Raw genomic sequence first — 24,771 nt, 5'->3', positions numbered from 1 at the left:
CACCCGGTCTACTGGAGTCATCGAACACGCGTTCGAAGTGCCGCCTTCCCCGTGGCACGCCGGTGCCGTCCACAAAGGACGGTCTAGGTGTCGTGGGGAGGCGAGGTCCGGTGACAGCGGAGGTGGTCGAGGCGCGGGCCTTGCCGTTGGCGAGGCTGGCGGCTTTGCCAGGAGTGAGCACGGCCAGTGGCGTGGCTTCCGCGGCCGAACACGCGAGGACGACGGGAAGGGTGCTCCCGGTGTCCCCGGCGTTGTCCGGTCTGCTGCCCGCCGCGGGGCTCCGGCGCGGGAGCACCGTTTCGGTGCTGGGGTCCACGTCACTGATGCTCACCCTGCTGGCCGCCGCGACCGCCGGCGGTGCGTGGGCGGTCGCGGTCGGCCTGCCCACGCTCGGGGTGGTCGCCGCCGCGGAACTCGGGGTCGAGGTGGGCAGGCTGGCGCTGGTCCCCCGTCCCGGTGCCGAGTTCCCGGCGGTGACCGCGGCCCTGCTCGACGGTTTCGACCTCGTGGTCGTCGGTCCGGGGCTCGCCAGGTCCGAGGTGGCGAGAAGGTTGTCCGCCCGCGCGCGCAACCGTGGTTCGGTGCTGCTTTCGCTGGGCTCCTGGCCCGGTGCGGAGGTCGAACTGAGCTGTCGTCGCACGCGATGGACGGGCTTCACCGGCCGCGGCGCGGGCTACCTGCGCAGCCGTGAGGTGGAGGTACGGGCGGGTGGCAGGGGCGCGGCCGCCCGGCCGACGTCGGCCATGCTGCGGTTCCCCGGCCAGGGCGAGGTCGAGCGGGCGGACTTCCCCGCGACCAGGTGGGGGACGGCGTGAACCTGCCTGTACGCATGCTGGTGCTGTGGTGCCCGGACTGGCCCGCGGTCGCCGCCGCGGCCGTCGCGGGTGAACCCGTGGGCCGTCCCGCCGCGGTCTTCTCGGCGAACCGTGTGGTCGCCTGCACCGCGGTGGCCAGGGGATACGGCGTCCGCCGCGGGATGCGGCGGCGCGAGGCCCAGTCCTGCTGCCCGGAGCTGGCGGTCTTCGGCGAGGACGACGGTCGTGACGCCCGGCTCTTCGAGTCCGTCGCACGGGCGGTGGAGGAGCTGGCCGTCGGCGTCGAGGTGGTACGTCCGGGGATCGTCGCCGTCCCGGTCGACGGCGCGGCCGGGTACTTCGGCGGTGAGCACGGCCTGCTCGAAAGACTGGTGGACGAGGTGTCCGTGGCGGCGGGAGTGGAGAGCCAGGTCGGCGTCGCCGACGGACTGTTCGCCGCGACGCTCGCCGCCCGCCGTTCGACGCTGGTCGAACCCGGTGGCACGGCGGAGTTCCTGGCCCCGCTGCCCATCCGCGAGCTCGATCAGCCCGAGGCGGGCCGCGCCGAGCTGGTCACCCTGCTCAAACAGCTCGGCTTGCACACGCTGGGCGCCTTCGCGGCCCTCGACGAAAGCGACGTCTCCGCGCGCTTCGGGGCGGAAGGAGTGCTCGCGCACCGGCTGGCGCGAGGACGGTCCGAACGTCCGCCGTCGCGTCGGCGGCCGCCACCGGAACTCTCCCTCGCGAAGGCGTTCGACCCGCCGATCGACCGGGTCGACGCCGCCGCGTTCGTGGCGAAAGGGCTCGGCGAGCGTTTCCACGCCGGGCTCGCCGCGCACGGGCTGGCCTGCACCCGGCTCGGTATCTACGCCACCACCGAGACCGGTGAACAGCTCGGCCGGGTGTGGCGCTGCGCCGAACCGCTGACCCCGCTCGGCGTCGCGGACAGGGTGCGCTGGCAGTTCGAAGGCTGGCTGAAAGCCAAGGACCGCCCCCATTCCGGAGTCGTGCGGTTGCGGCTGGAGCCGGAGGAGACGGTCGAAGGGCGGTCGCTGCAGCTCGGGTTGTGGCAGGCGGGCGCGACAGGTGTGCTGCGACCGTCCACAGAGGACGAAGGCGTGTCCGGCGAGCGGGCGGGCCGCGCGCTGGTGCGGGTGCAGGGCCTCCTCGGTCCGGAGAGCGTCTTCACCGCGGTGCTCGACGGCGGCCGCGATCCCGCCGAGCGGGTCCGGCTGGTGCCGTGGGGCGACAGGCGGGAGAAATCGGCGCAGGCGGACGCGAACTGGGCGGGGCGGCTCCCGTCGCCCTCCCCGGCGACGGTGTTCGCCCGCCCGGTGCCCGCTCAGGTGCTGGACGAGAACGGGCGCGTCGTGGAGATCACCACGCGACGCCGGGTCACCGCCGCTCCGTTCCTCGTGAGTTTCGAGGGTGGTGAGCCGCGCGAGGTGATCGCCTGGGCCGGGCCGTGGTTCGTCGGCGTCCGGGCCGGGGCGGGGCACGCCCGGTCGGGGACCCGGATGCGGTTGCAGGTGCTGCTGGCCGACGGGCAGGACGCCGAAGAGGCGGTGCTGCTGCGCTTCGAGCACCACAAGAATCCGATGTGGACACTGGAAGGGAAGTACGACTGACCATGGACGAGGAGTACACGCGGCTGGTGCGACGCTGGCTGGAAGAGCCGGCCATCCCGGTACAGCGTGCCGAGCTGGACGCCGCTTGGGCGGCCTGCGTCCCGCGCGCGGAAGTGTTCGTCCCCGCGCCGAGAAGCTCGACCGAGAATCGGTGACCGATGGGCTGGAACAACCCTCCTCGGCCGTGGAAGGATCTCGCCCGCGAGCTCGCGGGCGAGGTTCCGCCCGGCGACGGCGGTGACAGCCCCGCCTGGAGTGCCAAGCGGCAGGGCTATCAACGGCCCGCGGATCTGACCGGGCTGATCGGCGAAGACGACGGCGCCACCGCGTGCCGGGTGCCGTACGCCGAACTGCACTGCCATTCGAACTTCAGTTTCCTCGACGGGGCGAGCCACCCCGAGGAGCTGGTGGAGGAGGCGGCGCGGCTGGGCCTGGACGCGATCGCGCTCACCGATCACGACGGCATGTACGGTGTGGTCCGCTTCGCCGAGGCGGCGAGGGAGCTGGGCGTGCACACCGTCTTCGGCACCGAGCTCAGCTTCGGCCTTTCGGGGCCGCAGAACGGATTCGCCGATCCCGAGGGTGAGCATCTGCTCCTGCTCGCCAAGCAACAGGACGGGTACCTGAGCTTGAACCGGGCGATCACCGCCGGCCAACTGTACGGCTTCGACAGGCAGTCGTTGTCCCCCAAGGAAAGGGCGGAGAAAGGCAGACCGGTCTATGACCTGCGCGCGGTCGCCGAGGAGGTACGCGGGAAATGCGTGGTGCTCACCGGGTGCCGCAAGGGCGCGGTGCGCAAGGCGCTCGTCACCGAAGGCCCGGCCGCGGCCGTGGTGAGGCTGAAGGAACTCATCGACTGCTTCGGCAGGGAGAATGTCTACGTCGAGCTCATCGACCACAGCCTTCCCCTGGACAGCACGCACAACGACCTGCTGAGCGAGATGGCCGACGAGTTCGGCCTGCCGACGGTGGCGACCACGGCCGCGCACTACGCCCGGCCGGAGCGGGCTCCGCTCGCCGACGCGCTCAGCGCCATCCGCGCCCGGCGGGGCCTGGAGGACATGGAGGGCTGGCTGCCCGCCGCGGGGACGGCGTTCCTGCGGTCGGGAGAGGAGATGGCCGAGATCTTCGAGCGGTACCCGGGCGCGGTGCAGCGGGCGGCGCTGCTCGGCCGGGAGTGCGCGTTCGAACTCCATCACATCAAGCCGGAGCTGCCGCCGTTCGACGTTCCGAAGGAGCACGCCTCCGAAGCGTCCTACTTGCGCCACCTCACCAAGGAAGGTGCGAAGAAGCACGAGAAGAACAAAGACGCCGAGTACCGCGAAAAGGCCCGCAAGCTGATCGACCACGAGCTGGACATCATCGAAGAGCTGGGTTTCCCCGGCTACTTCCTGATCGTCTGGGACATCGTGAACTTCTGCCGGGAGAACAAGATCCTCTGCCAGGGCCGGGGATCGGCCGCGAACTCGGCCGTCTGCTACGCGCTCGGCATCACCAAGGTCGACGCCGTGCGCTACGGCCTGCTCTTCGAACGGTTCCTCGCCCCGGATCGCGACGGCTACCCGGACATCGACCTCGACATCGAATCCGACCGCCGTGAGGAGGCGATCCAGTACGTCTACGAGAAGTACGGTCGGCTGAACACCGCGCAGGTGGCGAACGTGATCACCTACCGGGCGCGGTCCGCGGTCCGGGACGCGGCGCGGGCGCTGGGGTACACGCCCGGCCAGCAGGACGCGTGGAGCAAGCAGATCGACCGCTGGGGCGCGTTGCGGGCCACGGAAAAGGACCACGATCACGACATCCCGGAAGAGGTCGTGGAGCTGGCCTGCGCGCTCGAAGACTTCCCCCGGCATCTGGGCATCCATTCCGGCGGGATGGTGATCTGCCGTCAGCCGGTGAGCGAGGTCGTCCCGATCGAATGGGCCCGTATGGAGAACCGCAGTGTCGTGCAGTGGGAGAAGGACGACTGCGCCGCCGCCGGGCTGGTCAAATTCGATCTGCTCGGGCTCGGGATGTTGTCGGCGCTGCACTACATGATCGATCTGGTCCGTGATCACAAGGGGGAAGAGGTCGACATCTCCGAATTGGATCTCAAGGATCAGAACATCTACGAAATGCTCTGCCGGGCCGACGCGATCGGCGTCTTCCAGGTGGAGAGCCGGGCGCAGCTGGCCACGCTGCCCCGCTTGCGCCCCAAGAAGTTCTACGATCTGGCGGTCGAGGTCGCGCTCATCCGGCCCGGCCCGATCCAGGGCGGTTCGGTGCATCCCTACATCCGGCGCAAGAACGGCCAGGAGAAATGGGATTTCGACCATCCGAAACTGGCCAACGCGCTGGGGAAGACCCTCGGTGTCCCGCTGTTCCAGGAACAGATGATGCAGATCGCCCTCGACATCGCCGATTTCACGCCGGCGGAGGCGGATCAGTTGCGGCACGCCATGGGGGCGAAACGTTCCGAGCAGAAAATGGAGCGGCTCAAACGGCGTTTCCTCGAAGGCGCCGCGAAGAACGACGTCGAAGGCGAGCTCGCCGAGAAGATCTTCGGCAAGCTCAAGGCGTTCGCGAATTTCGGCTTCCCGGAGAGTCACGCGCTGAGTTTCGCCCTGCTGGTGTTCGCGAGCGCGTACTTCAAGTACTACCACCCGGACGCGTTCCTGGCGGGTTTGCTGCGCGCGCAGCCGATGGGGTTCTACTCGCCGCAGTCGCTGGTCGCCGACGCGCGGCGGCACGGGGTGCGGGTGCTCGGCCCGGACATCAACGCGAGTCTTCCGCACGCGACGCTGGAACCCTTGCCGGAAGGGGGAAGGCTGCTCGCCGTGCGGGGAGGCCTGTCCACCGTGCGGATGATCGGCGAGAACCTGGCGAAGAAGATCGTCGAGGAGCGGGAAAGCGGCGGCCCGTTCGCGGATCTGTCCGAGGTCGCCCGGCGGGTGCGGCTGACCAGGCCGCAGGTCGAGGCGCTGGCCGCGGCCGGTGCCTTCGGTTGTTTCGGCGAGAGCAGGCGCAGCGCGCTCTGGGCGGCGGGGGCGGTCGCCGGCGAAAGCCCGGAGAAATTGCCGGGACTCATCACCGGGGCCAAGGCGCCGATGTTGCCGGGAATGGACGAAATCGACGTCGCGGCCGCGGACGTCTGGGCCACCGGGGTGTCGCCGGACAGCTTCCCGACCCAGTTCATCCGGGAGCACCTCGACGGACTCGGCGTCGTCACGGCGGCGGGCCTGCGCGAGATCCCGCACGGCACACACGTGCTGACCGGCGGCGCGGTGACCCATCGCCAGCGGCCGGCGACGGCGGGCGGCGTCACCTTCATGAACCTCGAAGACGAGACGGGGATGATCAACGTGATCTGTACGATGGGGGTGTGGCAGCGCTACCACCGGGTCGCCCGCGGCAGCCCCGCGCTGCTGGTCCGGGGTGTGGTCGAGCGCACCGGCGAGGTGGTGAACGTCCTCGCCGAACAGATCCGGCACCTGCCGTTGCGGATCACCGCCAAGTCCCGTGACTTCCGCTGAACCCTCTTGACGATCATCGGGAGGCCGTGCTGAAGTGTTTCCAGCGTCGCAGTGCACCCGGCAAAGAGACCGTCGCGGGCATGGAGGCGCCGGACCATGGGAAATCATGGAAACCCCTTCTCGGACGAACGGCCGGTTGACGGCGTTCGGAAATCAACTCGTTCAGGTTCACAACTGGCTGCGTAAAGAGCTGGCCAGGCTGCATGACGATCTGGAGTCGGTCGCGGCCGGGCGGGCCGAGCGGCTGCGCGATCTCCGGGCTCATTGCCTCACCTTCTGCTCCGCGCTGACCAGGCATCACACCGGCGAGGACGGTGGCGCTTTCCTTGTGCTGGCGGAGCAATTCCCCGAATTGCGGCCGTCGCTCGAAGAGCTCGCGCACGACCACGAGGTCATGACCGGGATCATCGAACGGATCGAAGAGCTGGTCGCCGATGTCGGCCCCGGGTCGAGCCAGGCCGAGATCCTCGACATCCAACGGGAACTGGACGGGCTCACGGCGATCATGGAGACGCATTTCCGCTACGAGGAGAAGCGGATCGTCGAGGTGCTCAACGCGCTGGACATGCCGGAGTGGCAGGAAACGAAGCCTTCTTTCCTGCTGAAATCCCATTAGGACATGATCTGACCTATACGGGTCATAGCGTTCTTCTCATCGCACACGACGACTGAGGAGAACTCCGATGACCAACCCGATCCCCGACGGCTACCACTCGGTCACCCCGTGGATCATCTCGCGTGACACCGCGGGCGTGATCGACTTCCTCAAGCGCGCCTTCGACGCCGAGCCGCTGGGCGACCCGGTGTACGTCGAGGGCGGGAAGATCGGGCACGCGGAGGTTCGGATCGGCGATTCGGTCGTCATGCTGTTCGATTCGCGGGACAACTGGGTCGACACTCCGGCGTACCTGCGGCTCTACGTCGAAGACAGCATCGAGACGCAGCGCCGGGCGATCGAGGCGGGCGCCAAAGAGGTCACGAAGCAGACCGAACTCTTCTTCGGCGACCGTGTCGGCCGGGTGCTCGACCCGTTCGGCAACCTCTGGTGGATCCAGACCAGGGTGGTCGACCTCGACTACCCGGAGATGGAGCGCCGGATGAACGACCCGAAGTTCATCGAGGCCATGAACTACGTGGCGAGCTCGGAGATCATCCCGAGCCGCTGATTTCGGTAGGGTGGTGATCGCGACGCGGAGGTGAGCCGGTGGATCACCACCCACTCCGGGGCAACCCCGGGGAGTACGAAGTCAGCGAGACAAGGCGCCCCGCGCGAGCGCGGCATGCTCCGCGTGCGAGTCCGCGCGGATGACAGGAGAAAGAGTCACCTCCGCGTCGCTCCTCGAACCCCTGCCGCCGGTCTGGCGGTTCCAGGTGGCCCGCTGGGCGACCTTCGACGAGTGCGCCGCCGGGCTCGGCCTGACCCCCGGCGAACTGTCGTGGTTCGCCGACGCGAAGGGCTGGAACAGGCGTGCGGCCGGGCCGATCCGGCACTACACCTACCGCTGGATCCCGACGGCTTCGGGCGGGGTGCGGCTCATCGAGCGGCCGAAGCCTCGCATCGCCGAACTGCAACGCCGGATCGTGCGGCACGTCGTCGACGCGCTGCCGGTGCACGAGGCCGCGCACGGATTCCGGCGCGGCCGGTCGCCGATGTCGTGCGCGGCACCGCATGCCGGCCGGGAGACCGTGGTCCGGATGGATCTCGAAGGGTTCTTTCCGACGGTGTCCGCGCGCCGGATCTCGGCGTTGCTCGCCCTCGCCGGCTATCCGTCCGTCGTGGCCGAGGCGCTGGCGGGTGTGCTCACCACGGCCGTTCCGCCGGGTGTGCTCGCCACCGTGCCCGACGGCCGGCGGGATCCGGCGCGCGTGCGGCTGCTGAGCAACCTGGCGGCCACGCATCTTCCGCAGGGCGCGCCGTCGTCGCCCGCGGTCGCGAACGCCGTCACACACCATCTCGACCGGCGGATCGACGGCCTCGCCCGTGCGCTGGGCGCGGTCTACACGCGGTACGCCGACGATCTGGCGTTCTCCGGGGATTCCCTGCCACTGCACCGGTTGCTGCCCGGGGTCCGGCGGATCGTGACCGACGAGGGTTTCCGGCTCCGGGACGATAAGACGTCGATCGCCGCCGCGCACCAGCGGCAACGGGTCGCGGGACTGGTGGTCAACAGTGCGCCCGCCGCGACACGCGCCGACTACGACGCCCTGCGCGCGGTGCTCCACAACTGCGTCCGGACCGGCCCGGAGGAACAGAACCGGGCTGGCCACCCGGACTTCCGCGCCCATCTGCTCGGCCGGATCGGCTGGATCGCCGCGTCTTCGGAGCTCCGGGCGGCGAAGCTGCGCGACTTGTTCGGCGGCATCACCTGGTCGTGAGCGGGTATGCGATCCTGGACGGGTGATCGAGACTGCGGAGGACTACCGAGAAGCCGTTCTTTCCGAGCAGTGGTGGGAAAAACGCGGTTTCGTCGGCTGTGATTTCACCGAAGCCGACCTGCGCGGGCTGCGCACCCAGGGCTGCACCTTCGATCAGTGCGACTTCACCAAGGTCGACTTCGAAGGCTCGCGCCACGAGGCGTCCGCGTTCCGCTCGTGCACCTTCGACCGCAGTGTGCTGGCCAGTACGCGGTGGAGCTCCTGCTCGATGCTTGGATCGTCCTTTGTGGACTGCCGGTTCCAGAAGATCGCCTTCACCGAATGCGATCTCTCGCTGGTGTCGCTCAGCAAGGCTCGATTGTCCAAAGTGGACCTCGGTGGCCTGCGGCTGCGTGAGGCGAACCTGCTCGACGCGGATCTGACCGGCGCCGACCTGCGTGGCGCGGACCTCTCCGGCGCCCGGCTGGCGGGCGCGAAGCTCGACGGCGCGGACCTGCGCGGCGCGCGGCTCGACGCCAACGGCCTGGTGCAGGCGAACCTCGCCGGGGTCCACGTGGACACCGAGACCGCGATCGCCTACGCCGCCGCGCACGGTCTCGTCATCCACTGAAACGGGCCGTTCCTGGCGAATTTCGCCAGGAACGGCCCGTTCATAGCGCCTGGGGGGGGGCTCAGTCGATCGGCGGTTCGCCCGGGTCCAGCTCGATGAGGTCGCCCTCGGCGAGCAGTTCCTCGATGGACGCCGGCAGCAGGTACGCGGACCCGCCACCGGGCTGGTTGAACCACGGGATCGCGACACCGGCGAGGGCTTCGAGCGGACGCTGCACGCGGTAGACGTGGTACGGCCGGTTCACCCACTCCGGCACGAGCGAGCGCTCCTCGAACGGCGTCCCGGCCGCGTAGGTCAGGTTGCCGTTCGGGCCGCCGAAGCGGTCCAGCTCGCTGCCCGCGGGCAGCTCACGCAGCTCCTTGCCGCGGAACAGCGTCAGCGGCGGCTCACCGTTGAGCGGCGAGATCGGCCAGTTCTGCTTGGCGTCCGGCGCCCCGGCGCTCGCCGCCGCGGCCGGACGGGCCGGTTCCTCACGCCGCATCGGCGGCGCCGGAGGCGGCGTCACCGGCGGCTCGCGCCGCGGCGGCGCGGGCGGCGGGCTCGCGAGCACCGGGTTCGGCCGCGCTGGGGGCGCGGGCGGGACCGGCGCGGGGGCGGGCTCGTCGTCCAAATCGTCCCCGAGCAGCTCTTCGGCCGTCGTGAACGCGGTCTGTTCCTGTGCCGGGATCGACTCCCGCGGCGGCACCGGATGCGAACCGGTCGCGATCTCGGGGGACAGCGTCGCCATCACGGGCGGCGCGGGAGCGGGTTCCTCGACCGGTTCCTCTTCGGCGGCGGGCTCTTCCGCGGGCGGCGGAGCGCCGTTCGGGTTCAGCAGGACCTTGCCGAGCATGAACGCGGCCGCGTCCTCGGCGTCGCCGAACACCGCCGGATTCGTCAGCTTCCCGTCGTACCAGCCGACGCGCCAGCCGCCACCGTCGACCTGCTCGACACTCCAGCCGTGCTCGGCGGGCGAGCCGATGCGGTAGACGTCGCCGGGCACGTCGAGTTCGTCGAACTTCGCCTGCAACTCGTTCAGCACCGGCTCGGGGTGCTCGGCGCGGCGCGGCGGCGCTTCCTCGCGCCGCGGCTCGGGCTCCGGGTGGGGCACGGGGGCGGTAGCAAAGGTCCCCCGCTCCTGCGGCGGGCCGTCGACCTGCGTGATCTCGGTGTCCGACGGCGGGGGCGCCACGTCCGGCTCCGCGTCGTGCGTGAGGAGGGGCAGCTCGGGGCCGGCGTCGGCCTGCTCGACCGGCGTGTAACCGGTGGTCGTCTCCTCTTCCGGCGGCGCGTACGGCTGGTCTTCTTCCTGCCGGGCGTACGCGTCCTGTTCTTCCTTGAGCGGCGGCTGCTCGTAGGCGCCGGCCTGCGGGGCCCGCGCGTACGTGGTCGCCTCCGGGTCGGCGAGCTGCGGCTCGGGCTCGGTGCCCTGCCGCTCCTCGTCGGTGAAGGCGTCCTGCTCGGACGCGTACGGCTCTTCGTAGCCGTCTTCGTACTGCTGCTCGGCGGCGGCTTCGTGGAAGTCCTGCGCCTGGTAGTCCTGGGTGTCGTAGTCGTCTTCGTACCGCTGGGCCTGCTCGGCCTGGTCCGGGACGGTGGATTCGGCGGACGGGACGGCCGCCGCCGCGGCGACCGGAGCGGCGGCAGCGGCGGCCACCGCGGCCTGGTCCGGACCCTGCTGGTGCGGCGGCGGGACGGCCTGGTTCGGGCCGGGGCCCGCGGGGCCGCCCGGTCCGGGCTGGCCGGGCGCGGCCTGCTGGGGCGGCACCGGGCCGTTCTGCGGAGGACCCTGCGGAGGCGGGCCCGCGGGCGCGCCGTTGTTGGGGCCACCCGGGCCGTTGGGGCGCTGCTGCGGGGGCTGATTCCCCCGGGTGAGGTACCCCGCCGCGGCCTGCAGCGTCGGGCCGTCGACCTCGGGCAGCGTGAAGTCGTTCTGCCGGACGTGCTCGATCAGGTCGAGCTCCGGCGAGACGCCGTATTGGCGCAGGTAGAAGTTCACGGCGGCAGGCCAGATCCACTGCCCGTCACTGTGGAAGGCGACCGGGACGGTGGCCTCGGGGGTCTGGGCGAGCCGGTCGATGTCGTAGCCGCGTTCGGTGACCACCAGCGGCGCGTGGTCGAGGTACTCGAGCAGCCTGTCCTGCTCCTCGATCTCCAGGTCGGGCCGGTTGATCACCGGACGCCCGGCCGGGCCGATGGTGTCGAAGATGCGGGCGATGCGGAAATGCGGTCCTGGCTGCTCGGGGCCGAGGCCGGACATGCGCCGGATCAGCCATTCGGGCACGTTCTCCTCGGAGCGGGGGAACATGCGCAGCTCGTCGGAGAGCGCCTGCGGCGGCGGCGCGAGACGCCACTGCGGCTCGTCGCGGTTGTACTCGAGGTTGTAGCTGGACGGGTGGTCGAGCTGGTAACGGGCGTTGAACCAGGTGCCGCGGCCGTCGCGATACATCCCGGCACGAAGTCTGCCGAACAGTGTCGCGATGTCGTGCGTCGCGACCCATTCGTGTGAGGTGCCGTCCTCGGTGATGATCTCCCCGGTCATCTCGTGGTACCTGCCGACGGCTCGGTACTCGGCGGTCACCTTCCGCCAATCACGCGGAGCGGCCCGCAGCAGGGCGAGGCCGATCTGTTTGACCAGGGTGTCCTGCTCGGTCGCGTTCAACTGAGTCGTCGGTTGTGCCACGGTCACATTTTGACCGTATCCGCGCTCCTGTGCACCCCGCATGTGGGTTTTGCCGCTATTGACTCGCCGGAAGACGCCCTGACCTGGTGCCGGGTCACTCACCCGGGATACTGACCGAGTGAACCGAATCGCCCGCGAGACCCTGAAGGACGAGGACTGATGGCGGTGGCCGGACAACGGCGTGACCGTGGGGCACTGCTCCATCACCTGCCGTTCCTGCTGGTGATGCTGGTGGTGGCGGTCGCCGCCCTCCGGATCGGCCAGTACCACTGGCGGCAGGGGGCCGCGCTGATCGGCGGCGCGCTGCTGCTCGCCGGGCTGCTGCGGGCGGTACTGCCCGAAGTGAAGGCCGGGCTGCTGGCGATCCGGGGCAAACCGGTCGACGTCCTGACCTACGGCGCGCTTTCCGTCTTGATCCTGTTCATCGCGCTCACGATCACCGGCGGGCCCCTGTCCTGATGCGCGTGAAGGCCCCCTTCCCTCGACTGAGCCGAGGGAAGGGGGCCTTCACGCGCATTGAGCGCTCAGGAAGCCATGGCGGGCGCGAGCCGGGCTTCGCGGCGGTCCATCCCGCCGGACACCACGGCCAGCGAAAGCCCCAGGACGGCCAGCGACGCGCCGACCCAGTTGGGCGCGACCAGGCCGAGCCCGCCGGCGATCACCAGGCCGCCGAGGTAGGCGCCGATGGAGTTCGCGATGTTGAACGCCGACTGAACGGCCGCGGAGACCAGTGACGGCGTTCCGCCCGCCTTCTCCATGATCCGCGCCTGCATCATCGGGCCGATCATGAAGCCGGCGAGACCGACGAAGAAGATCGTCACCGCCGCGCCGACCTTGCCGTTCGCGGTGAAGGTGAAGATCGCCAGCACCGAAGCGAGCGCGATCAGCGAGACGTAGAGGCTCGGCATCAGCGCCTTGTCGGCGAGCCTGCCGCCGAGGTAGTTGCCGATGGTCATGCCGACGCCCGCCAGGGACAGCAGCAGCGTGACGTCGGACGGCGAGTAGCCGGTGACGTCGGTCAGCATCGGCGCGATGTAGGACAGGCAGGCGAACACGCCGCCGAGGCCGAAGGTGACGATCGCGAGCGCGAGCCACACCTGCGGGCGGCGGAAGGCGCCCAGTTCGCCGCGCAGCGACGGCTCGACCGGTTTGCCCTGGTGGGGGACCAGTTTCGCGATCGCGGCCATGGCGACCAGGCCGATCACGGCGACGACGCCGAAGGTCGCGCGCCAGCCGACCTTCTGGCCGAGCAGCGTGCCCAGCGGGACGCCGACGACGTTGGCCAGGGTCAGGCCCATGAACATCATCGAGACGGCCTTCGCGCGTTCGCCCGGCTTGGCCAGGCTGGACGCGACGACCGCGCCGGCGCCGAAGAACGCGCCGTGCGGCAGGCCGGCGAGGAAGCGGAACGCGACACCGAACTCCTGGTTCGGCGAGAGCGCGAAGAGGGCGTTGCCGAGCGTGAACAGCCCCATCATCGCCAGCAGCATCGTCTTGCGCGGCAGGCGGACGGCGGCGGCGGTGAGCAGCGGGGCGCCGACGACGACGCCGAGGGCGTAGCCGGAGATGAGGTACCCGGCGGACGGGATTGACACGCCGAAGTCCGCGGCGGCTTCGGGCAGCACGCCCATCATGACGAATTCGGTGGTCCCGATGCCGAAGGCACCGATGGCGAGCGCGAGCAGCGCGACGGGCACGGCTCTCCCTTCGAGGGTCGTACGTGAGTAAACGATTACTCGCCCAGTGTCGCGGATGGGGAGCTGAATCGATTTAGGTCTCGGACACAAAAGAAGACAGCGTGTGCGGCCCCGCTGTCCTGTGTCCAGTTCAACCGATCGAGGGTGCCTTTGTCATCCCGGTTTCGGGTGAGGCTGGCCACCCTCAGCGGCGGGCGGCGAGCACCCCTTGGAGCAGGCCGGGGAACAGCTCGTCGAGATCCTTGCGGCGCAACGAGTTGTAGCGGGCGGTGCCCTGCTGGCGGCCCATGATGATGCCCGCTTCGCGCAGCGTGCGCAGGTGATGGGTGAGTGTGGACTTGGTCACGGCGACGTCGAATCCGCTGCACGAGATCTCGGTGCCGGGCTCGGCCAGCTGGCGGACCATGTCGAGGCGGACCGGGTCCGCGAGCGCGGCGAGGACCGCCTCGATCCGGATCTCGTCCTGATCGGGATAGACGTACTGCTGCGTCGCGGCCATTCGTCCATAGTACGACGCCCCTCGAACTTCCGGCGAGTTCGTAGTACGGTCTCCATCGAACTACGACAACCATCGAACAACGACCCCATGTCGCCTTTAGCGGGCTAAACGCGATCCGGCGCCGACCTGCGTTTCGCGGGCTAAACGCGATCTGTGGGGTCTGGAGCTGGGGAGTCATGACCTTCGCACCACCCAGGACCGCGGTGCTGGCGCTCGGTACCTTCGCGGTCGGCACCAGCGGCTACGTCGTCGCCGGGCTGCTGCCCGCGCTGACCGGCGAGCTCGCGGTCTCCGAGACGGCCGCCGCCCAGCTGGTCACCGCCTTCGCCATCGCGTACGCGGTCGGCTCACCGCTGTTCGCCGCGGTCACCGGCCGCTGGGAGCGGCGCACGCTCCTGGTCGCCGCCCTCGTCGTCACCGCCGTCGGCAACGCCCTCGCCGCCCTCGCGCCCGGCTACGTGACCCTGCTCCTCGCGCGGGTCGTCACCGCGATCGGCGCGGCGGTCTTCACCCCGGCCGCGAGCGCCGTCGCCGCCGAGCTCACTTCGCCGGAACGCCGGGGCCGCGCGGTCGCGCTCGTCTTCGGCGGGCTCACCGTCGCGACGATCCTGGGCGTCCCGCTCGGCAGTGTCCTTTCGCAGAGCGTCGGCTACCAGGCCGTCTTCGCGCTCGTCGCGGTCTTCTCGCTCCTTGGCGCCGTCGCGGTCCGGCTGGTCCTGCCCGCCGTCCCGGCGCCACCTCCGGTCCGGCTGGCCGAACGGTTCACCGTCGCCAAGGATCCGCGCGTCCTCGCCATGCTCGGCGCGACCGTGCTCGGCTGCCTCGCCGCGTTCTCCGTCTACACCTTCATCTCGCCGGTCCTGTCCGCCACCGCGGGCGTCCACGGCACGACGGTCAGCCTGCTGCTGCTCGTCTACGGCGCGGGCGGCGCGCTCGGCAACGTCCTCGGCGGCCGCGCGGCCGACCGCTGGGGCGCCAAGGGACCGCTGCTGGTCGTGTTCGGCGGGATCACCGTCGTGCTCGCGCTGCTTCCGCTGATCGCGACCACCGTCGCGGGCGCGGCGATCGTCCTCTTCCTGTGGGGCCTGGCCACCTGGTCGGTCAATCCGCCGATCCAGCACCGGCTGATCGAGCTGTCCAAGCAGAACGCCGGGCTCGTCCTCTCGCTCAACGCGTCCGCGATCTACCTCGGCGTCGGCCTCTCCGGCGTGGTCGGGGGAGCGGTGCTGAGCGGCGGCGGGCCGCTCCTGCTGCCCGAGGTCGCGGCGGTGCTGACCGCGCTCGGCGCGGCCGTGGTCGTGGCGGGCTGGCGGAACCGCGTGAAGCGGCCCGCATTGGCCGAATGACGTCTATTCGGCGCGCGACTGGACTTCGCAGTCGGGGCCGGGGAACACCAGCCCTTCGTGTCCGTCCGCGAACCGGACGAGATACGGCGGGGCGCCGTGTTCACCGCGTACCTCGAGGATCTCGCCGCGTTGTTCGGCCGAGCCCACCGTGCGTCCGTGCACGTGGATCTCGTCTCCGACGGTCGCCTGCATGAGAACCACCTCCGACGCCTTCAAGGTTAGGAGCGTCGGGGTGATCTCGCTACAGTGTCGGCATGATCCTCGAAATCCTTGGAGGCGCGACGCCTCACGTCCGGTGAGCCCGTCGATCCGGGTCCGCACGCCGTCGGAACTGCGTGCGGCCAGAAGAAGGAAAGCCCACTCCTGCTGGGGACATCTCGTCGCCGCGCCGCTGTGGCCATTGCACGGAGCGAACCTCGGCACGCTGCTGCGAACCTGTGACGCGGTGGGTGCCTGCCTCGCCGTGCCGCGGTTTCCGTGGGTGCCCGAGGCGCTGCGCCGGGGGAACACGTTGCGCCGTCCGGCTTGTGTGCACTGGGTGCACGATCCGCCCGGCTGGCTGGCGCGGGAAAAGGCGGCGGGCACGGCGATCGTCGGTGTCGAACTCGCCGACGAGGCCGTGCGTCTCGCCGATCTCGTGCCCGCGCGGGGCCGGACGATCGCCGTGCTCGGCCACGAGCAGCAGGGCATTCCGCCGGACGCGCTCGACCTTCTCGACACCGTCGTCGAAATTCCCATGGTCGGCACCGGTGCGAGCCTCAACGTCGCCGTCGCCGGCAGCCTCGTCCTGTACAAATTGGCGGGCCTGCTGTGACCGTCGCCGATAAGCTGCCCGGATGACCGACGTACTCGACAAAGTCGCCGGGAAAAGCGGCGAATTGGTGCTCCGCCGGGCAGGGGACGACTTCGAGGTCATCGCCAACGGTGTCTTCCTGATGGACACCCGGAATGGTGAATCCGAACGGTTGCTCGTGTCGGTGGCGGCGGATCTGGTGCCGGGCGAGGCACGGATGCTGATCGGCGGTCTCGGCGTCGGCTATTCACTGCGCGCCGCGCTGGACCATCCCGGTGTCGGCGAGGTCGTGGTCGTCGAGCGCGAGCCCGCCGTGATCGGCTGGAACCGCGAGGGGCCGCTCCGGGACGTCCACGACGACGCGCTGTCCGACGAACGGGTCACCGTCGTCGAGGCCGATCTGGTGAAGTGGCTGCGCCGGACGGAAGAACGGTTCGACGCGTTGTGCCTCGACATCGACAACGGTCCTGAATGGACGGTCACCGACGGCAACTCGAAGCTCTACCGGGACGAAGGGCTCGACATGCTCGCCGAACGGCTGCGTCCCGGCGGCGTGCTCGGGGTGTGGAGCGCCGAGTCGGTGCCGTCGTTCAGGAAGCGGTTGCGGGCGCGGTTCGGTGAGGTGCGGGAGCTGAAGATCCCGGTGCCGCAAGGGGAACCGGACGTGCTGTGGTTCGCGCGGGTGTAGCGGACGCCGCACGGGTCAACGCCCGCTGGTGCGACACGGTGTGCCGGACGGGCACCTTCACCGCCCGCGTCTGGAAGTCGGCCCGCCGGACACCGCCGTTGTATCCGGACGCGATGACCCTGACCCCGGACGCGACGGCGGCGGAGGTGCTGGACGGGATCGACACCTCGCCGGGCTGCGCGGTGAAGGACAGCTTCGCCTGCCTTGATCTCGCGCCGCTGGGTTTCGAGGTGCTCTTCGAGGCCACCTGGATCACCTGTACGGCGGGGCCACCGCTCGAACCGGGCTGGTCCCGGGTCGCCGACCCCTTCGACGACCCGTCCGTCGCCGTGTGGGCGAGCGGTGCCGCCGGAGTGACGGCCAACCGGGACGGCGACTTCGCCGGACTGTCCAATTTGTACACTCAGGGCGACCTGGACGACGCCTGGCGCGGCGCGACCTCGGCCGTCGCGGCCAGCTTCCCCGGTTTGCCGATCACCGGCTACGAACGCGGCGAGGATCTCGACGCCGCCCTCCGCAACGGCTACACGGCGCTGGGTCCGCTGCGGGTCTGGCTGAAATGATCGCCGTATGGAGATCACGACCTGGCACCTCGAGCAGACCTCGCCGGACGAGCTGAGCGCGGCGAAACCGCCGTCCGTCCCGGTGACGGTCACCCGCGCCGAGCTGGTCAGCCCGGAACTGAACCGCTACCTCTACACCGCCGTCGGCGGCGACTGGTTCTGGATCGACCGGCTCGGCTGGACGTGGGCGCAGTGGGTCGAGTGGCTGGACAGGCCGGGGGTCGAGACCTGGGTGGCCTACGCGCAGGGGACGCCGTGCGGTTATTTCGAGCTTGACGGCAGCGTTGACGGCGGTCTTGATGGCACAGTCGAACTCGCGTACTTCGGCCTGATGTCGTCGTTCGTCGGCAAGGGCGTCGGCGGGTACCTGCTGACCGTCGCGTTGCGGGAGGCGTGGGCGCTCGCGGAGCGCTGGCCGGGCAAGACGCCGACGCGGCGCGTCACGGTCCACACCTGCACCACGGACGGCCCGGCCGCGCTCAAGAACTACCAGGCACGCGGCTTCCGGCTGTTCCGCACCGAGGTCGGGCAGGCCGAACTGCCCGCCGAGACACCGGGACCGTGGCCGGGAGCCGGGAAGAAGTAGTTACTCCGCAGGAGCCTTGGCGGCGGCCTTCGCCGCCTTCTTGAACGCGCGCACCTCGCCGAGGGTCTTCGCGTTGGTGACGTCGGCGATCGAACGCCGCGAGCCGCGGTCGCCGTACGCGCCAGCGGCCGCGCGCCAGCCCTTGGGCTGCACGCCGAGCTGTTTGCCGAGCAACGCGAGGAAGATCGCGGCCTTCTGGTCGCCGTAGCCGGGCAGCGCCTTGAGGCGTTTGAGGACTTCGGGGCCGTCCGGCTTGGGGCGTCCGGCCGTCCAGATCCGGGAGGCGTCTCCGTCATAGACCTCGACGACGTGCTGCGCGAGATCCTTCACGCGGCGGGCCATCGAGGCGCCGTAGCGGTGGATCGCGGGCGGGATCACGCACAGCTCGACGAAGGTTTCGGTGTCCATCGCGTGGATCTTCCCGATGTCGAACCCGTCCATCCGGTCCGCGATCTTCTGCGGGCCGCGGAACGCGTGTTCCATCGGGAACTGCTGGTCGAGGAGCATCCCGACGAGCAGCGCGAACGGGTCTTCGGTGAGCAGCCGGTCCGCTTCCTCGTCCCCGACCAGGTGCAATGCGCGCGTCATGCGCCCAGGATCTCACGACCGGGCCGATCCGCGCGTCCTCATCCTTGTGGGTCGACCAGCAGGTCCGCGGCCGCCGTGGTGATGGCGGCCGAGACCGCCGCCAGCGCGGGGGAGTCGAGTTTCCACTGCTGCCAGAACAGCGGTACGTCGATCGGGTGGTCGGGGTCGAGGCAGACGAAGCTGCCGTCGCGCAGCCGGTCGCCGATCTGCGCGAGCGGCACCATGCCCCAGCCCATCCCGGCCGCGACGGCGTCGAAGAACCCTTCGGACGACGGGACGTAGTGCCGCAGCCGGCTCGCGATCGTGCCGCGCTCGCGCGCGAAGCGGTCTTGCAGGTCGTCACGGCGGTCGAAGACGACGACGGGCGCTTCGGCGAGGTCGAGGTCCGTGCCGAGTGCCGGGCTCACGACGGCCAGGTAGCGCATGTGCCCGAGCCGGTGGACCGAACACCCCGCGACCGGATCGGGTGACGACGTCACGGCGGCCATCACCAGGCCCTCCCGCAGCAGGGTCGTGGTGTGGTCCTGGTCCTCGCGATGCAGTTCGAAGCAGATCTTGTGCTCGGGCGGCACCCTCGTGAGGGCGGGCAGGAACCAGGTCGCCAGCGAATCGGCGTTCACCGCGATCGTCAGCCGGACCGGCTCGTCGCCGGTGGTCAGGCCGAGTTCGGCCCGGGTGTCGGCCTCCAGCAGCGCCATCTGACGGCCGAACCGCACCACCGCCTGCCCGGATTCGGTCAGGCGCACCGGTTTCGTGCGGATCAGCAGGACTCGGCCGGTGCGCTGTTCGAGCGCCTTGACGCGCTGGCTGATCGCCGACGGGGTCACGTGCAGTGCCGACGCCGCCGCGTCGAAGGTGCCTTCGTCGGCGACCACCAGCAGCGTGCGGACCAGGTCGAGGGGCAGATCTGTCATCACGAACGCTAATCTTACGTAAGAATCTTTAGCTGTACTGTTGACGATTCGCTTCCTAGTGTCGTCCGTATGGGAGACGTTCTGTTCAGCGCGGTCGCCGGGTTCGGCGCCACCATGGCCCTCATCGTCGCGATCGGCGCGCAGAACGCCTTCGTGCTGCGCCAGGGCATCCGGCGCGAAGCGGTGCTCGTCGTGGTGCTGATCTGCATCTTCTCCGACGCCATCCTGGTCAGCCTCGGCGTCGGCGGGGTCGGTGCCCTGGTCGGGATGTCACCCGAAGCGCTGACCATCGTCGCGCTGATCGGCGGCGCCTTCCTGCTTTGCTACGGCGCCCTCGCGGCCCGCCGTGCGTTCAAGCCGTCGAAGCTGGAGACCGGCGGCCCGGAGACCGGCGGATCGTTGCGCCGCATCGTGCTGACCACGCTGGCCATCACCTGGCTGAATCCGCACGTCTACCTCGACACCCTCCTCCTGCTCGGCGCCATCGCGGCCGGGCACGGCAGCGACCGGTGGGCGTTCGGCGTGGGCGCGGTGTCGGCCAGCGTGATCTGGTTCCTCGCGCTCGGTTTCGGCGCGCGGCTGCTCAGCGGGTTCTTCCGCAAGCCGTCGTCGTGGCGGGTGCTGGACGGTCTGGTCGCCGCGACGATGATCGGCCTTGGCGTGGCGCTGGTGGCCGGCGCCTGATCACGGCAGGCGGGCCAGCATTTCGGCGGGGAGCACCAGATCGGCCGCGGCCGCCGAATCGCGGATGGTCGCGGGCCTCGTCGAGCCGGGGATCGCGATCATCGACGGCGACTTCGCGAGCAGCCAGGCCAGGCACACCCGTTGCGGGCTGACCCCGAGTTCTTCGGCCACGGCAAGGAATTCCCCGCCGATGCCGCGAAGGGGGCCCCACGGCAGGTACGTGAGCCCGAGTTCGGTACACAGGGCCAGTTCCGGTTCGTGCGCGAGCTGCGCGGGCGCGTGCTCGTTCTGCACCGAAACCAGGGTCTCTCCGAGGATGTCGCGCGCTTCGAGGATCTGCGCGCGGGAGACGTTGGAGATCCCGGCGAGGCGGATCTTGCCTTCGTCGGCCAGCTCCTTGATCGCACCGACGGACTCCGCCCACGGCACGTTCGCGTCGGGCTTGTGCAGCTGGTAGAGCCCGATGGCGTCGACGCCGAGCCGCTTCAGCGAGCCTTCGCAGGCGTTCCTGAGGTGCTCGGGAGTTCCGGTGACGGTCCACGAACCGTCACCGGGACGGCCACGACCGCCCTTGGTCGCGACGAGCACCCCGTCCGAGTCGCCGCGGACGGCCAGCGCGGCGGCGATCAGCTCCTCGTTGTGCCCGATTTCGCCCGCGTGCCAGTGGTAGGAGTCGGCCGTGTCGATCAGCGTGACACCGGCGTCGAGCGCGGCGTGGATGGTGGCGATCGCGCGGTCGCGATCCGGGCGGCCCTCGATCGACAGGGGCATCGCGCCCAGGCCGATCGCGCTCACTTCGACGTCTCCGATGCTGCGGTAACGCATGGGGGTCAAGCCTTTCTGACGTCTTCGATGGCTTCGCCGAGCCAATCGGTGGTGGTGGAGAAGGAGAAGCCGAGGCCGGTCGCTCGCGAGGTGTCCAGGACTGCGTACCGGTCGAAGGAGAACGGTGAGGCGTCCCGCTCGACGGCCCGGAACCGGGGCTTCGTGCTGATGGCGGCGGCGAGATCGAGCACCGACAGTTCGCCGTGCGAGCCGGCGTTGACCGGCCCGGTGAAGTCCGCGAGCGTCGCCCAGGTCAGGAAGTCCGCGATCTCACTCGCGTGGATGAACGTCGACGGCCGCGGTTCCGCGTGGACGTCCACGGCGTCCCCCGCGTCCAGCCGTTCGACGTAATGGCGCAGCCGCCCGGTGAAATCCTCGCCGCCGAGGACGTGCGCGACGCGCACCGAAGCGAACGGCGTGTCCGCCGCCGCGAAGACCGTCTCGGCCTGTCGCTTGCCTTCGCCGTAGTCGTACGAAGCCGCCCCGAGGTCGACCGGCACGGGGGAGACCAGCGATTCGGTCATCGGCGTCTCCGTCCGGACCTGGTCGTAGACCTCGATCGTGGACGTCATCACGTAGCGGTCCGCGCGGAACACGCGGCTCGCGATCTCCGCCTGGACCGGTGTGTAGCAGACCTGGTCGAGGACGACGTCGAAGGAGCGGGAACCCAGCGCGGCCTTCAGTCCGGCTTCGTCGTCGCGGTCCGCTATCAGGTGGGCGACGCCGTCCGGAGCAGGCGCGGACCCGCGGTTGAGGACGGTGACGTCCGCGCCGGCGTCACGCAGCCGCTCGACCACCCCGCGGCCGAAGTACCGGCTTCCGCCGAGAACGAGCACTTTCTTCATGTCCACCAGTGTTACGGTGGCCATCCGGGTGGTTGAAGGGGAGAACATGGGTGAAACGGCGGAATCGCTGAAAGAATCTCGGTCGAATCGGAGTTTCGCTGAAAGTTCACTGGACGTGATCGACCGGCGACTCCTCGAACTCCTCCAGGAGGAAGGCCGGATCACCCTGAGTGAGCTCGGGCGACGTGTTTCGCTGAGCCCCGCCGCGGTCGGCGAGCGCGTCAAACGGCTCGAAGCCGACGGCACGATCACCGGCTACGCGGCGCTGGTTTCGCCGACCGGGATCGGCCTGGGGCTGCGGGCGTTCGTGCGGATGGCGCCGCACAGCGGGTTCACCGTCCGGCATCCGCGGACGCGGAAGATCATGGACCGGCCGGAGATCCTCGAACTCCACCACGTGGTGGGCGAGGACTGCTGGATCCTGAAGATCGCCGTGCGCGACACCAGTCACCTGGAAGAGCTACTGGAGGACCTTTCCGTGCTGGGCGCCACGACGACGTCGATCGTCATGTCCAGCCCGATCGAACGCCGAGTCCTGCTGCCTTTGTGATCAGTCATAAGAACTGGCGGGTAAGTCTGGTCTTTCTCCTGGTTCAGGTCGTCGGTTTGTGACGCATGATGACTCGCATCCCATACTGACGAGTAACCGGAGGCGGGTATGCGGGCTCGGATCCTCACCACGCTGATCGCGGCCTTGACGTTCACGATCGCCGTCCCGGCGGCGGCGAACGCGGCGCCGTCCAGCGGCTGGAACGACTGGTCGTGCCGGCCGAGTGCGAGCCATCCCGAGCCCGTGGTGCTGGTGCACGGCCTCGGCGGGAACGCGACGACCAACTGGTTCCACCACGCGCCGAAGCTCAAGGACGCCGGGTACTGCGTCTATTCGCTGACCTACGGCGCCACCGTCCTGGGTGGACAGTTGTTCGGCGGGCTCGCCTCGATGCGGAAGAGCGCCGTCGAACTCGGCGCGTTCGTCGACCGGGTGCGAGCGAGCACCGGCGCGGACAAGGTCGACATCGTCGGGCATTCCGAGGGCACGACGATGCCCGCGTACTACCTCAAATTCGAGGGAGGCGCGGAGAAGGTGAAGCATTTCGTCGGCTTCGGCTCGAACTTCAAGGGCACGACGCTCAACGGCTATTCCGAGCTGGCCAGGGCCGTGCTGTCGCTGCCAGGGATCGATCTCCTCGCCGACGGCGTGTGCGGGGCGTGCCGCGAATACCTGGCGCCGTCGGCGTTCCTCGACGACCTCGCCCGCAACGGCGTGACCGTGCCGGGGCCGACCTACACGAGCATCGTCAGCCGCCACGATCGAGTGGTCACGCCGTACACCAGCGGTGTGCTGGACGAGCCGGGCGCGACCGACATCGTGCTGCAGGACCGTTGCGGCGCCGACGTTTCCGGGCATCTGAGCCAGGCGATCGACCCGAACGTGACGAGCCTGATCCTCAAGGCGCTCGATCCGGAGAACGCTCCCGCGCCGAAGTGCGTGCCGTTCTTCGCGCCGCTGTAAGGATCAGGGCCTGGTCGCGTGCACCACGAACACCGACCGGACCCGATCCTCGGTCTCGACGTCGAGACGTTTCACGGTCACCTCGGTGAAGCCGGCTTCGGAGGCCAGTTCCGCCGCGTCGTCCTCGGTCTCCGGCAGCTTCAGGTCGGTGGGGACGATGGCGGCGAACGCCTCCGACGGCCGGAACGCCGACGCGAGCGGCAGGCTGAAGCCCACCCTGCCGCCCGGGCGCAGCGCCCGCAGCCAGTCGCGGAGCGCGGCCGCGCCGAGGAAGTGCAGCGAAGACGCGCACAGCACGGCGTCCGCTCCCTCGTCCTCCACCGGCGACGGAACCGCGGAAGCGACCTGCCAGGTGATGCGCTTGCCGGGATCGTGCTCCGCCGCCTTTGTCTCGGCCTGGGCGATCATGCCCGGCGAGATGTCGATCGCGAGCACTTCGCCCGGGTCCAGCCGCAGGGCGGCGTACGCGGCCACCCCGGTCCCGGTCGCGACGTCGAGAACGCGCTCGGGCGCCGTGCAGCCGAGGCCGTCGACGAGCGCGTCGGCGACCAGGCCGTGAAAGGTGTCTTCGTCGTAGCGCGCGGCGATGCCGTCGAACAGCCCGGCCGCGATCTCTTCGCTCACGACGGCGACCCTATCCGGGAGGCGGCGGCGTCCGGCGAAACCGAGGTCGGTGCGGTGGTACCAGGCCAGTTCCGGATCACCTTCGAGCCAGCAGAGCAGGACGTCGACGCCGTCGAGCTCAGCGGGGAAGTCGATCAGGAGCGGGGCGAATCCCTTCAGCTCCGCGCCCGTCCGCTGGACGGTGGTCATCAGGTCGTCCAGCCGGGCCTGCGCGGCCTTCCATTCCGGCATCCCGCCGAGCGAGGTCTCGCGGCCGCCGGGGCGCAGGGACGCGGCGAGCTCGGCCGCGTCGGCGCGGAGGCGGATCAACTCGTCGAGCACGGGGCGTAGCCGGGCGAGCTCGGCGCGGGCTTCGGGAACGGTGAACAGACCCATGCGCCGATGGTCCCAGCACGCTCAACGGCGCCGCCGGGCGAGTCTCGACGCGAGGCCCGCTCCGATCAGGAGGAAACCCGTCGCGAGCAGCCCGCCGATGAACAGCCAGCTCGTGACGCCGTAGGTGACGTCGTTCTGCGGCAGGTACTTCACCAGCCGGAAGCCCCATTCCGGGACCGCGATCGTCGCCACGCCGGGGGCGACACCCCAGACCAGGCCGCCGAGGATCGGGCCGGTCGCCGAGAGCGCGCCGAGCAGCCCGACCGACAGCAGCAGGATCCCGCCGCCGACGAGGAGGCCGATGCTGAGGACGTCACGCTGGGTGCTGAGCGTCGCCTGGACGAGCATCTGCTGCCGCAAGCCGCCCCAGGCCAGCAGGCCGAGGGCGACCGGCGTCAGGATGAGTCCACCAGCACCGCTGAGGACGCGACGCACGCCTCGGCCGGCGCGCGTGTCTTCGGGGCTCAGGTCGTCGTCGAAGGGCTCGTACGGTTCGTACGACTCGACGTCCTCGTACGGCCTTCGCGGATCTCGCGGGTTTTCGGGTTGCTCGTACTCCCCGTACTCCTGGTAGTCCTCGTCGTCGTACTCCGCGGCGTACCGGTGCGATGACATCGGCGGGTCACCTCCCTGCCCCGGACTACGG

The 24,771-nt window shown here is 70.0% G+C and carries 27 protein-coding genes; 17 read left to right on the top strand and 10 right to left on the bottom strand.

The features are described from left to right. The first annotated feature begins 110 nt into the window (after nt 1-110). The 8 genes from imuA' (at nt 111) to NQK81_RS18800 (ending at nt 8,923) form a co-directional block, all read left to right on the top strand. Complete coding sequence (imuA', locus tag NQK81_RS18835) at nt 111-815, top strand: DnaE2-dependent mutagenesis accessory factor ImuA' (RefSeq protein WP_257489199.1); 705 nt, start codon at nt 111-113, stop codon at nt 813-815. 14 nt (nt 816-829) lie between these two features. After that, nucleotides 830-2,422, top strand: a complete 1,593-nt coding sequence (locus NQK81_RS18830) for a DNA polymerase Y family protein (protein WP_257489791.1) — start codon at nt 830-832, stop codon at nt 2,420-2,422. Nucleotides 2,423-2,424: 2 nt separating this feature from the next. Further along, a complete protein-coding gene (locus tag NQK81_RS18825) occupies nt 2,425-2,577 on the top strand; it encodes a hypothetical protein (protein ID WP_257489198.1) in 153 nt (50 codons plus the stop codon). 3 nt (nt 2,578-2,580) lie between these two features. Further along, nucleotides 2,581-5,937, top strand: coding sequence for an error-prone DNA polymerase (locus NQK81_RS18820; protein ID WP_257489197.1), 3,357 nt, complete (start codon nt 2,581-2,583; stop codon nt 5,935-5,937). A 106-nt stretch (nt 5,938-6,043) separates the two neighbouring features. Next, entirely contained in the window at nt 6,044-6,553 is a 510-nt protein-coding gene (locus tag NQK81_RS18815) for a hemerythrin domain-containing protein (protein ID WP_257489196.1), read from the top strand. Between the two features lie 67 nt (nt 6,554-6,620). After that, nucleotides 6,621-7,103: a VOC family protein gene (locus tag NQK81_RS18810; protein ID WP_257489195.1), complete on the top strand. Its 483-nt coding sequence runs from the start codon at nt 6,621-6,623 to the stop codon at nt 7,101-7,103. A 139-nt stretch (nt 7,104-7,242) separates the two neighbouring features. Beyond that, a complete protein-coding gene (locus NQK81_RS18805) occupies nt 7,243-8,313 on the top strand; it encodes a reverse transcriptase family protein (protein ID WP_257489194.1) in 1,071 nt (356 codons plus the stop codon). Between the two features lie 22 nt (nt 8,314-8,335). Beyond that, nucleotides 8,336-8,923 (top strand): pentapeptide repeat-containing protein, encoded by a 588-nt coding sequence (locus tag NQK81_RS18800; protein ID WP_257489193.1) that lies wholly within the window; start codon nt 8,336-8,338, stop codon nt 8,921-8,923. Nucleotides 8,924-8,984: 61 nt separating this feature from the next. Here NQK81_RS18800 and NQK81_RS18795 read toward each other — a convergent pair whose 3' ends face one another. After that, entirely contained in the window at nt 8,985-11,591 is a 2,607-nt protein-coding gene (locus NQK81_RS18795) for a TNT domain-containing protein (RefSeq protein ID WP_257489192.1), read from the bottom strand. Between the two features lie 153 nt (nt 11,592-11,744). Between NQK81_RS18795 and NQK81_RS18790 the strand changes: the two genes are divergently transcribed. After that, nucleotides 11,745-12,044, top strand: a complete 300-nt coding sequence (locus NQK81_RS18790; RefSeq protein WP_257489191.1) for a DUF3017 domain-containing protein — start codon at nt 11,745-11,747, stop codon at nt 12,042-12,044. A 65-nt stretch (nt 12,045-12,109) separates the two neighbouring features. Here the strand turns inward: NQK81_RS18790 and NQK81_RS18785 are convergent, their stop codons facing one another. After that, the gene (locus NQK81_RS18785; RefSeq protein WP_126735327.1) at nt 12,110-13,282 is read right to left on the bottom strand and encodes an MFS transporter; all 1,173 of its coding nucleotides are present in this window, start codon (nt 13,280-13,282) and stop codon (nt 12,110-12,112) included. A 184-nt stretch (nt 13,283-13,466) separates the two neighbouring features. Beyond that, nucleotides 13,467-13,781, bottom strand: coding sequence for an ArsR/SmtB family transcription factor (locus tag NQK81_RS18780; RefSeq protein WP_034304518.1), 315 nt, complete (start codon nt 13,779-13,781; stop codon nt 13,467-13,469). A gap of 176 nt (nt 13,782-13,957) precedes the next feature. Between NQK81_RS18780 and NQK81_RS18775 the strand changes: the two genes are divergently transcribed. Beyond that, a complete protein-coding gene (locus NQK81_RS18775; RefSeq protein WP_257489190.1) occupies nt 13,958-15,127 on the top strand; it encodes an MFS transporter in 1,170 nt (389 codons plus the stop codon). Nucleotides 15,128-15,130: 3 nt separating this feature from the next. On the opposite strand, the gene NQK81_RS18770 is transcribed toward NQK81_RS18775, so the two are convergent. After that, nucleotides 15,131-15,319 (bottom strand): DUF1918 domain-containing protein, encoded by a 189-nt coding sequence (locus tag NQK81_RS18770; RefSeq protein WP_126735321.1) that lies wholly within the window; start codon nt 15,317-15,319, stop codon nt 15,131-15,133. 103 nt (nt 15,320-15,422) lie between these two features. Here NQK81_RS18770 and NQK81_RS18765 point away from each other — a divergent pair, with 103 nt between their 5' ends. Genes NQK81_RS18765 through NQK81_RS18750 form a run of 4 tightly spaced genes read left to right on the top strand, consistent with a single transcriptional unit; the run spans nt 15,423 to nt 17,757 of the window. Next, nucleotides 15,423-15,941 carry a TrmH family RNA methyltransferase gene (locus NQK81_RS18765; protein WP_257489189.1) on the top strand — a complete coding sequence of 173 codons (519 nt, stop codon included), beginning with the start codon at nt 15,423-15,425 and terminating at the stop codon, nt 15,939-15,941. A gap of 22 nt (nt 15,942-15,963) precedes the next feature. Further along, the gene (locus NQK81_RS18760) at nt 15,964-16,608 is read left to right on the top strand and encodes a spermine/spermidine synthase domain-containing protein (RefSeq protein WP_257489188.1); all 645 of its coding nucleotides are present in this window, start codon (nt 15,964-15,966) and stop codon (nt 16,606-16,608) included. Next, nucleotides 16,590-17,171 (top strand): hypothetical protein, encoded by a 582-nt coding sequence (locus tag NQK81_RS18755; RefSeq protein ID WP_257489187.1) that lies wholly within the window; start codon nt 16,590-16,592, stop codon nt 17,169-17,171. Before NQK81_RS18760 ends, NQK81_RS18755 begins: the two co-directional genes overlap by 19 nt. A 7-nt stretch (nt 17,172-17,178) precedes the next feature. Continuing rightward, nucleotides 17,179-17,757 (top strand): GNAT family N-acetyltransferase, encoded by a 579-nt coding sequence (locus NQK81_RS18750; RefSeq protein ID WP_257489186.1) that lies wholly within the window; start codon nt 17,179-17,181, stop codon nt 17,755-17,757. Here the strand turns inward: NQK81_RS18750 and NQK81_RS18745 are convergent, their stop codons facing one another. Together NQK81_RS18745 and NQK81_RS18740 are read right to left on the bottom strand one after the other, a co-directional pair. Beyond that, nucleotides 17,758-18,345 (bottom strand): HhH-GPD-type base excision DNA repair protein, encoded by a 588-nt coding sequence (locus NQK81_RS18745; protein WP_126735314.1) that lies wholly within the window; start codon nt 18,343-18,345, stop codon nt 17,758-17,760. A 38-nt stretch (nt 18,346-18,383) separates the two neighbouring features. Next, nucleotides 18,384-19,262, bottom strand: a complete 879-nt coding sequence (locus tag NQK81_RS18740) for a LysR family transcriptional regulator ArgP (RefSeq protein WP_126735312.1) — start codon at nt 19,260-19,262, stop codon at nt 18,384-18,386. 66 nt (nt 19,263-19,328) lie between these two features. Here NQK81_RS18740 and NQK81_RS18735 point away from each other — a divergent pair, with 66 nt between their 5' ends. Continuing rightward, entirely contained in the window at nt 19,329-19,943 is a 615-nt protein-coding gene (locus NQK81_RS18735; protein ID WP_257489185.1) for a LysE/ArgO family amino acid transporter, read from the top strand. On the opposite strand, the gene NQK81_RS18730 is transcribed toward NQK81_RS18735, so the two are convergent. Then, nucleotides 19,944-20,768 (bottom strand): aldo/keto reductase, encoded by an 825-nt coding sequence (locus NQK81_RS18730; protein WP_257489184.1) that lies wholly within the window; start codon nt 20,766-20,768, stop codon nt 19,944-19,946. Between the two features lie 5 nt (nt 20,769-20,773). After that, entirely contained in the window at nt 20,774-21,613 is an 840-nt protein-coding gene (locus NQK81_RS18725; protein ID WP_257489183.1) for an NAD-dependent epimerase/dehydratase family protein, read from the bottom strand. Nucleotides 21,614-21,728: 115 nt separating this feature from the next. Here NQK81_RS18725 and NQK81_RS18720 point away from each other — a divergent pair, with 115 nt between their 5' ends. After that, nucleotides 21,729-22,163, top strand: coding sequence for an Lrp/AsnC family transcriptional regulator (locus NQK81_RS18720; protein ID WP_257489182.1), 435 nt, complete (start codon nt 21,729-21,731; stop codon nt 22,161-22,163). Between the two features lie 108 nt (nt 22,164-22,271). Beyond that, complete coding sequence (locus tag NQK81_RS18715) at nt 22,272-23,126, top strand: alpha/beta fold hydrolase (protein WP_257489181.1); 855 nt, start codon at nt 22,272-22,274, stop codon at nt 23,124-23,126. A gap of 3 nt (nt 23,127-23,129) precedes the next feature. Here NQK81_RS18715 and NQK81_RS18710 read toward each other — a convergent pair whose 3' ends face one another. Continuing rightward, on the bottom strand, nt 23,130-24,125 hold the full coding sequence (locus tag NQK81_RS18710; RefSeq protein ID WP_257489180.1) for a DUF2203 family protein: 996 nt from the start codon (nt 24,123-24,125) through the stop codon (nt 23,130-23,132). Between the two features lie 21 nt (nt 24,126-24,146). Beyond that, nucleotides 24,147-24,740: a hypothetical protein gene (locus tag NQK81_RS18705; RefSeq protein ID WP_257489179.1), complete on the bottom strand. Its 594-nt coding sequence runs from the start codon at nt 24,738-24,740 to the stop codon at nt 24,147-24,149. Nucleotides 24,741-24,771: the final 31 nt, after the last annotated feature.

Source organism: Amycolatopsis roodepoortensis, from assembly GCF_024628825.1.
Taxonomy (GTDB): domain Bacteria; phylum Actinomycetota; class Actinomycetes; order Mycobacteriales; family Pseudonocardiaceae; genus Amycolatopsis; species Amycolatopsis roodepoortensis.
Note: the sequence above shows the minus strand (reverse complement) of the source record. Positions and strands in the feature narration are given on the sequence as shown.

Excerpts from the sequence above, each read along its gene's own strand:
- NQK81_RS18830 (WP_257489791.1), top strand. The coding sequence starts at position 830 with ATGCTGGTGCTGTGGTGCCCGGACTGGCCCGCGGTCGCCGCCGCGGCC.
- NQK81_RS18825 (WP_257489198.1), top strand. The coding sequence starts at position 2,425 with ATGGACGAGGAGTACACGCGGCTGGTGCGACGCTGGCTGGAAGAGCCG.
- NQK81_RS18820 (WP_257489197.1), top strand. The coding sequence starts at position 2,581 with ATGGGCTGGAACAACCCTCCTCGGCCGTGGAAGGATCTCGCCCGCGAG.
- NQK81_RS18815 (WP_257489196.1), top strand. The coding sequence starts at position 6,044 with ATGGAAACCCCTTCTCGGACGAACGGCCGGTTGACGGCGTTCGGAAAT.
- NQK81_RS18810 (WP_257489195.1), top strand. The coding sequence starts at position 6,621 with ATGACCAACCCGATCCCCGACGGCTACCACTCGGTCACCCCGTGGATC.
- NQK81_RS18805 (WP_257489194.1), top strand. The coding sequence starts at position 7,243 with ATGACAGGAGAAAGAGTCACCTCCGCGTCGCTCCTCGAACCCCTGCCG.
- NQK81_RS18790 (WP_257489191.1), top strand. The coding sequence starts at position 11,745 with ATGGCGGTGGCCGGACAACGGCGTGACCGTGGGGCACTGCTCCATCAC.
- NQK81_RS18780 (WP_034304518.1), bottom strand. The coding sequence starts at position 13,781 with ATGGCCGCGACGCAGCAGTACGTCTATCCCGATCAGGACGAGATCCGG.
- NQK81_RS18775 (WP_257489190.1), top strand. The coding sequence starts at position 13,958 with ATGACCTTCGCACCACCCAGGACCGCGGTGCTGGCGCTCGGTACCTTC.
- NQK81_RS18770 (WP_126735321.1), bottom strand. The coding sequence starts at position 15,319 with ATGCAGGCGACCGTCGGAGACGAGATCCACGTGCACGGACGCACGGTG.
- NQK81_RS18760 (WP_257489188.1), top strand. The coding sequence starts at position 15,964 with ATGACCGACGTACTCGACAAAGTCGCCGGGAAAAGCGGCGAATTGGTG.
- NQK81_RS18750 (WP_257489186.1), top strand. The coding sequence starts at position 17,179 with ATGGAGATCACGACCTGGCACCTCGAGCAGACCTCGCCGGACGAGCTG.
- NQK81_RS18745 (WP_126735314.1), bottom strand. The coding sequence starts at position 18,345 with ATGACGCGCGCATTGCACCTGGTCGGGGACGAGGAAGCGGACCGGCTG.
- NQK81_RS18735 (WP_257489185.1), top strand. The coding sequence starts at position 19,329 with ATGGGAGACGTTCTGTTCAGCGCGGTCGCCGGGTTCGGCGCCACCATG.
- NQK81_RS18730 (WP_257489184.1), bottom strand. The coding sequence starts at position 20,768 with ATGCGTTACCGCAGCATCGGAGACGTCGAAGTGAGCGCGATCGGCCTG.
- NQK81_RS18725 (WP_257489183.1), bottom strand. The coding sequence starts at position 21,613 with ATGAAGAAAGTGCTCGTTCTCGGCGGAAGCCGGTACTTCGGCCGCGGG.
- NQK81_RS18715 (WP_257489181.1), top strand. The coding sequence starts at position 22,272 with ATGCGGGCTCGGATCCTCACCACGCTGATCGCGGCCTTGACGTTCACG.
- NQK81_RS18710 (WP_257489180.1), bottom strand. The coding sequence starts at position 24,125 with ATGGGTCTGTTCACCGTTCCCGAAGCCCGCGCCGAGCTCGCCCGGCTA.
- NQK81_RS18705 (WP_257489179.1), bottom strand. The coding sequence starts at position 24,740 with ATGTCATCGCACCGGTACGCCGCGGAGTACGACGACGAGGACTACCAG.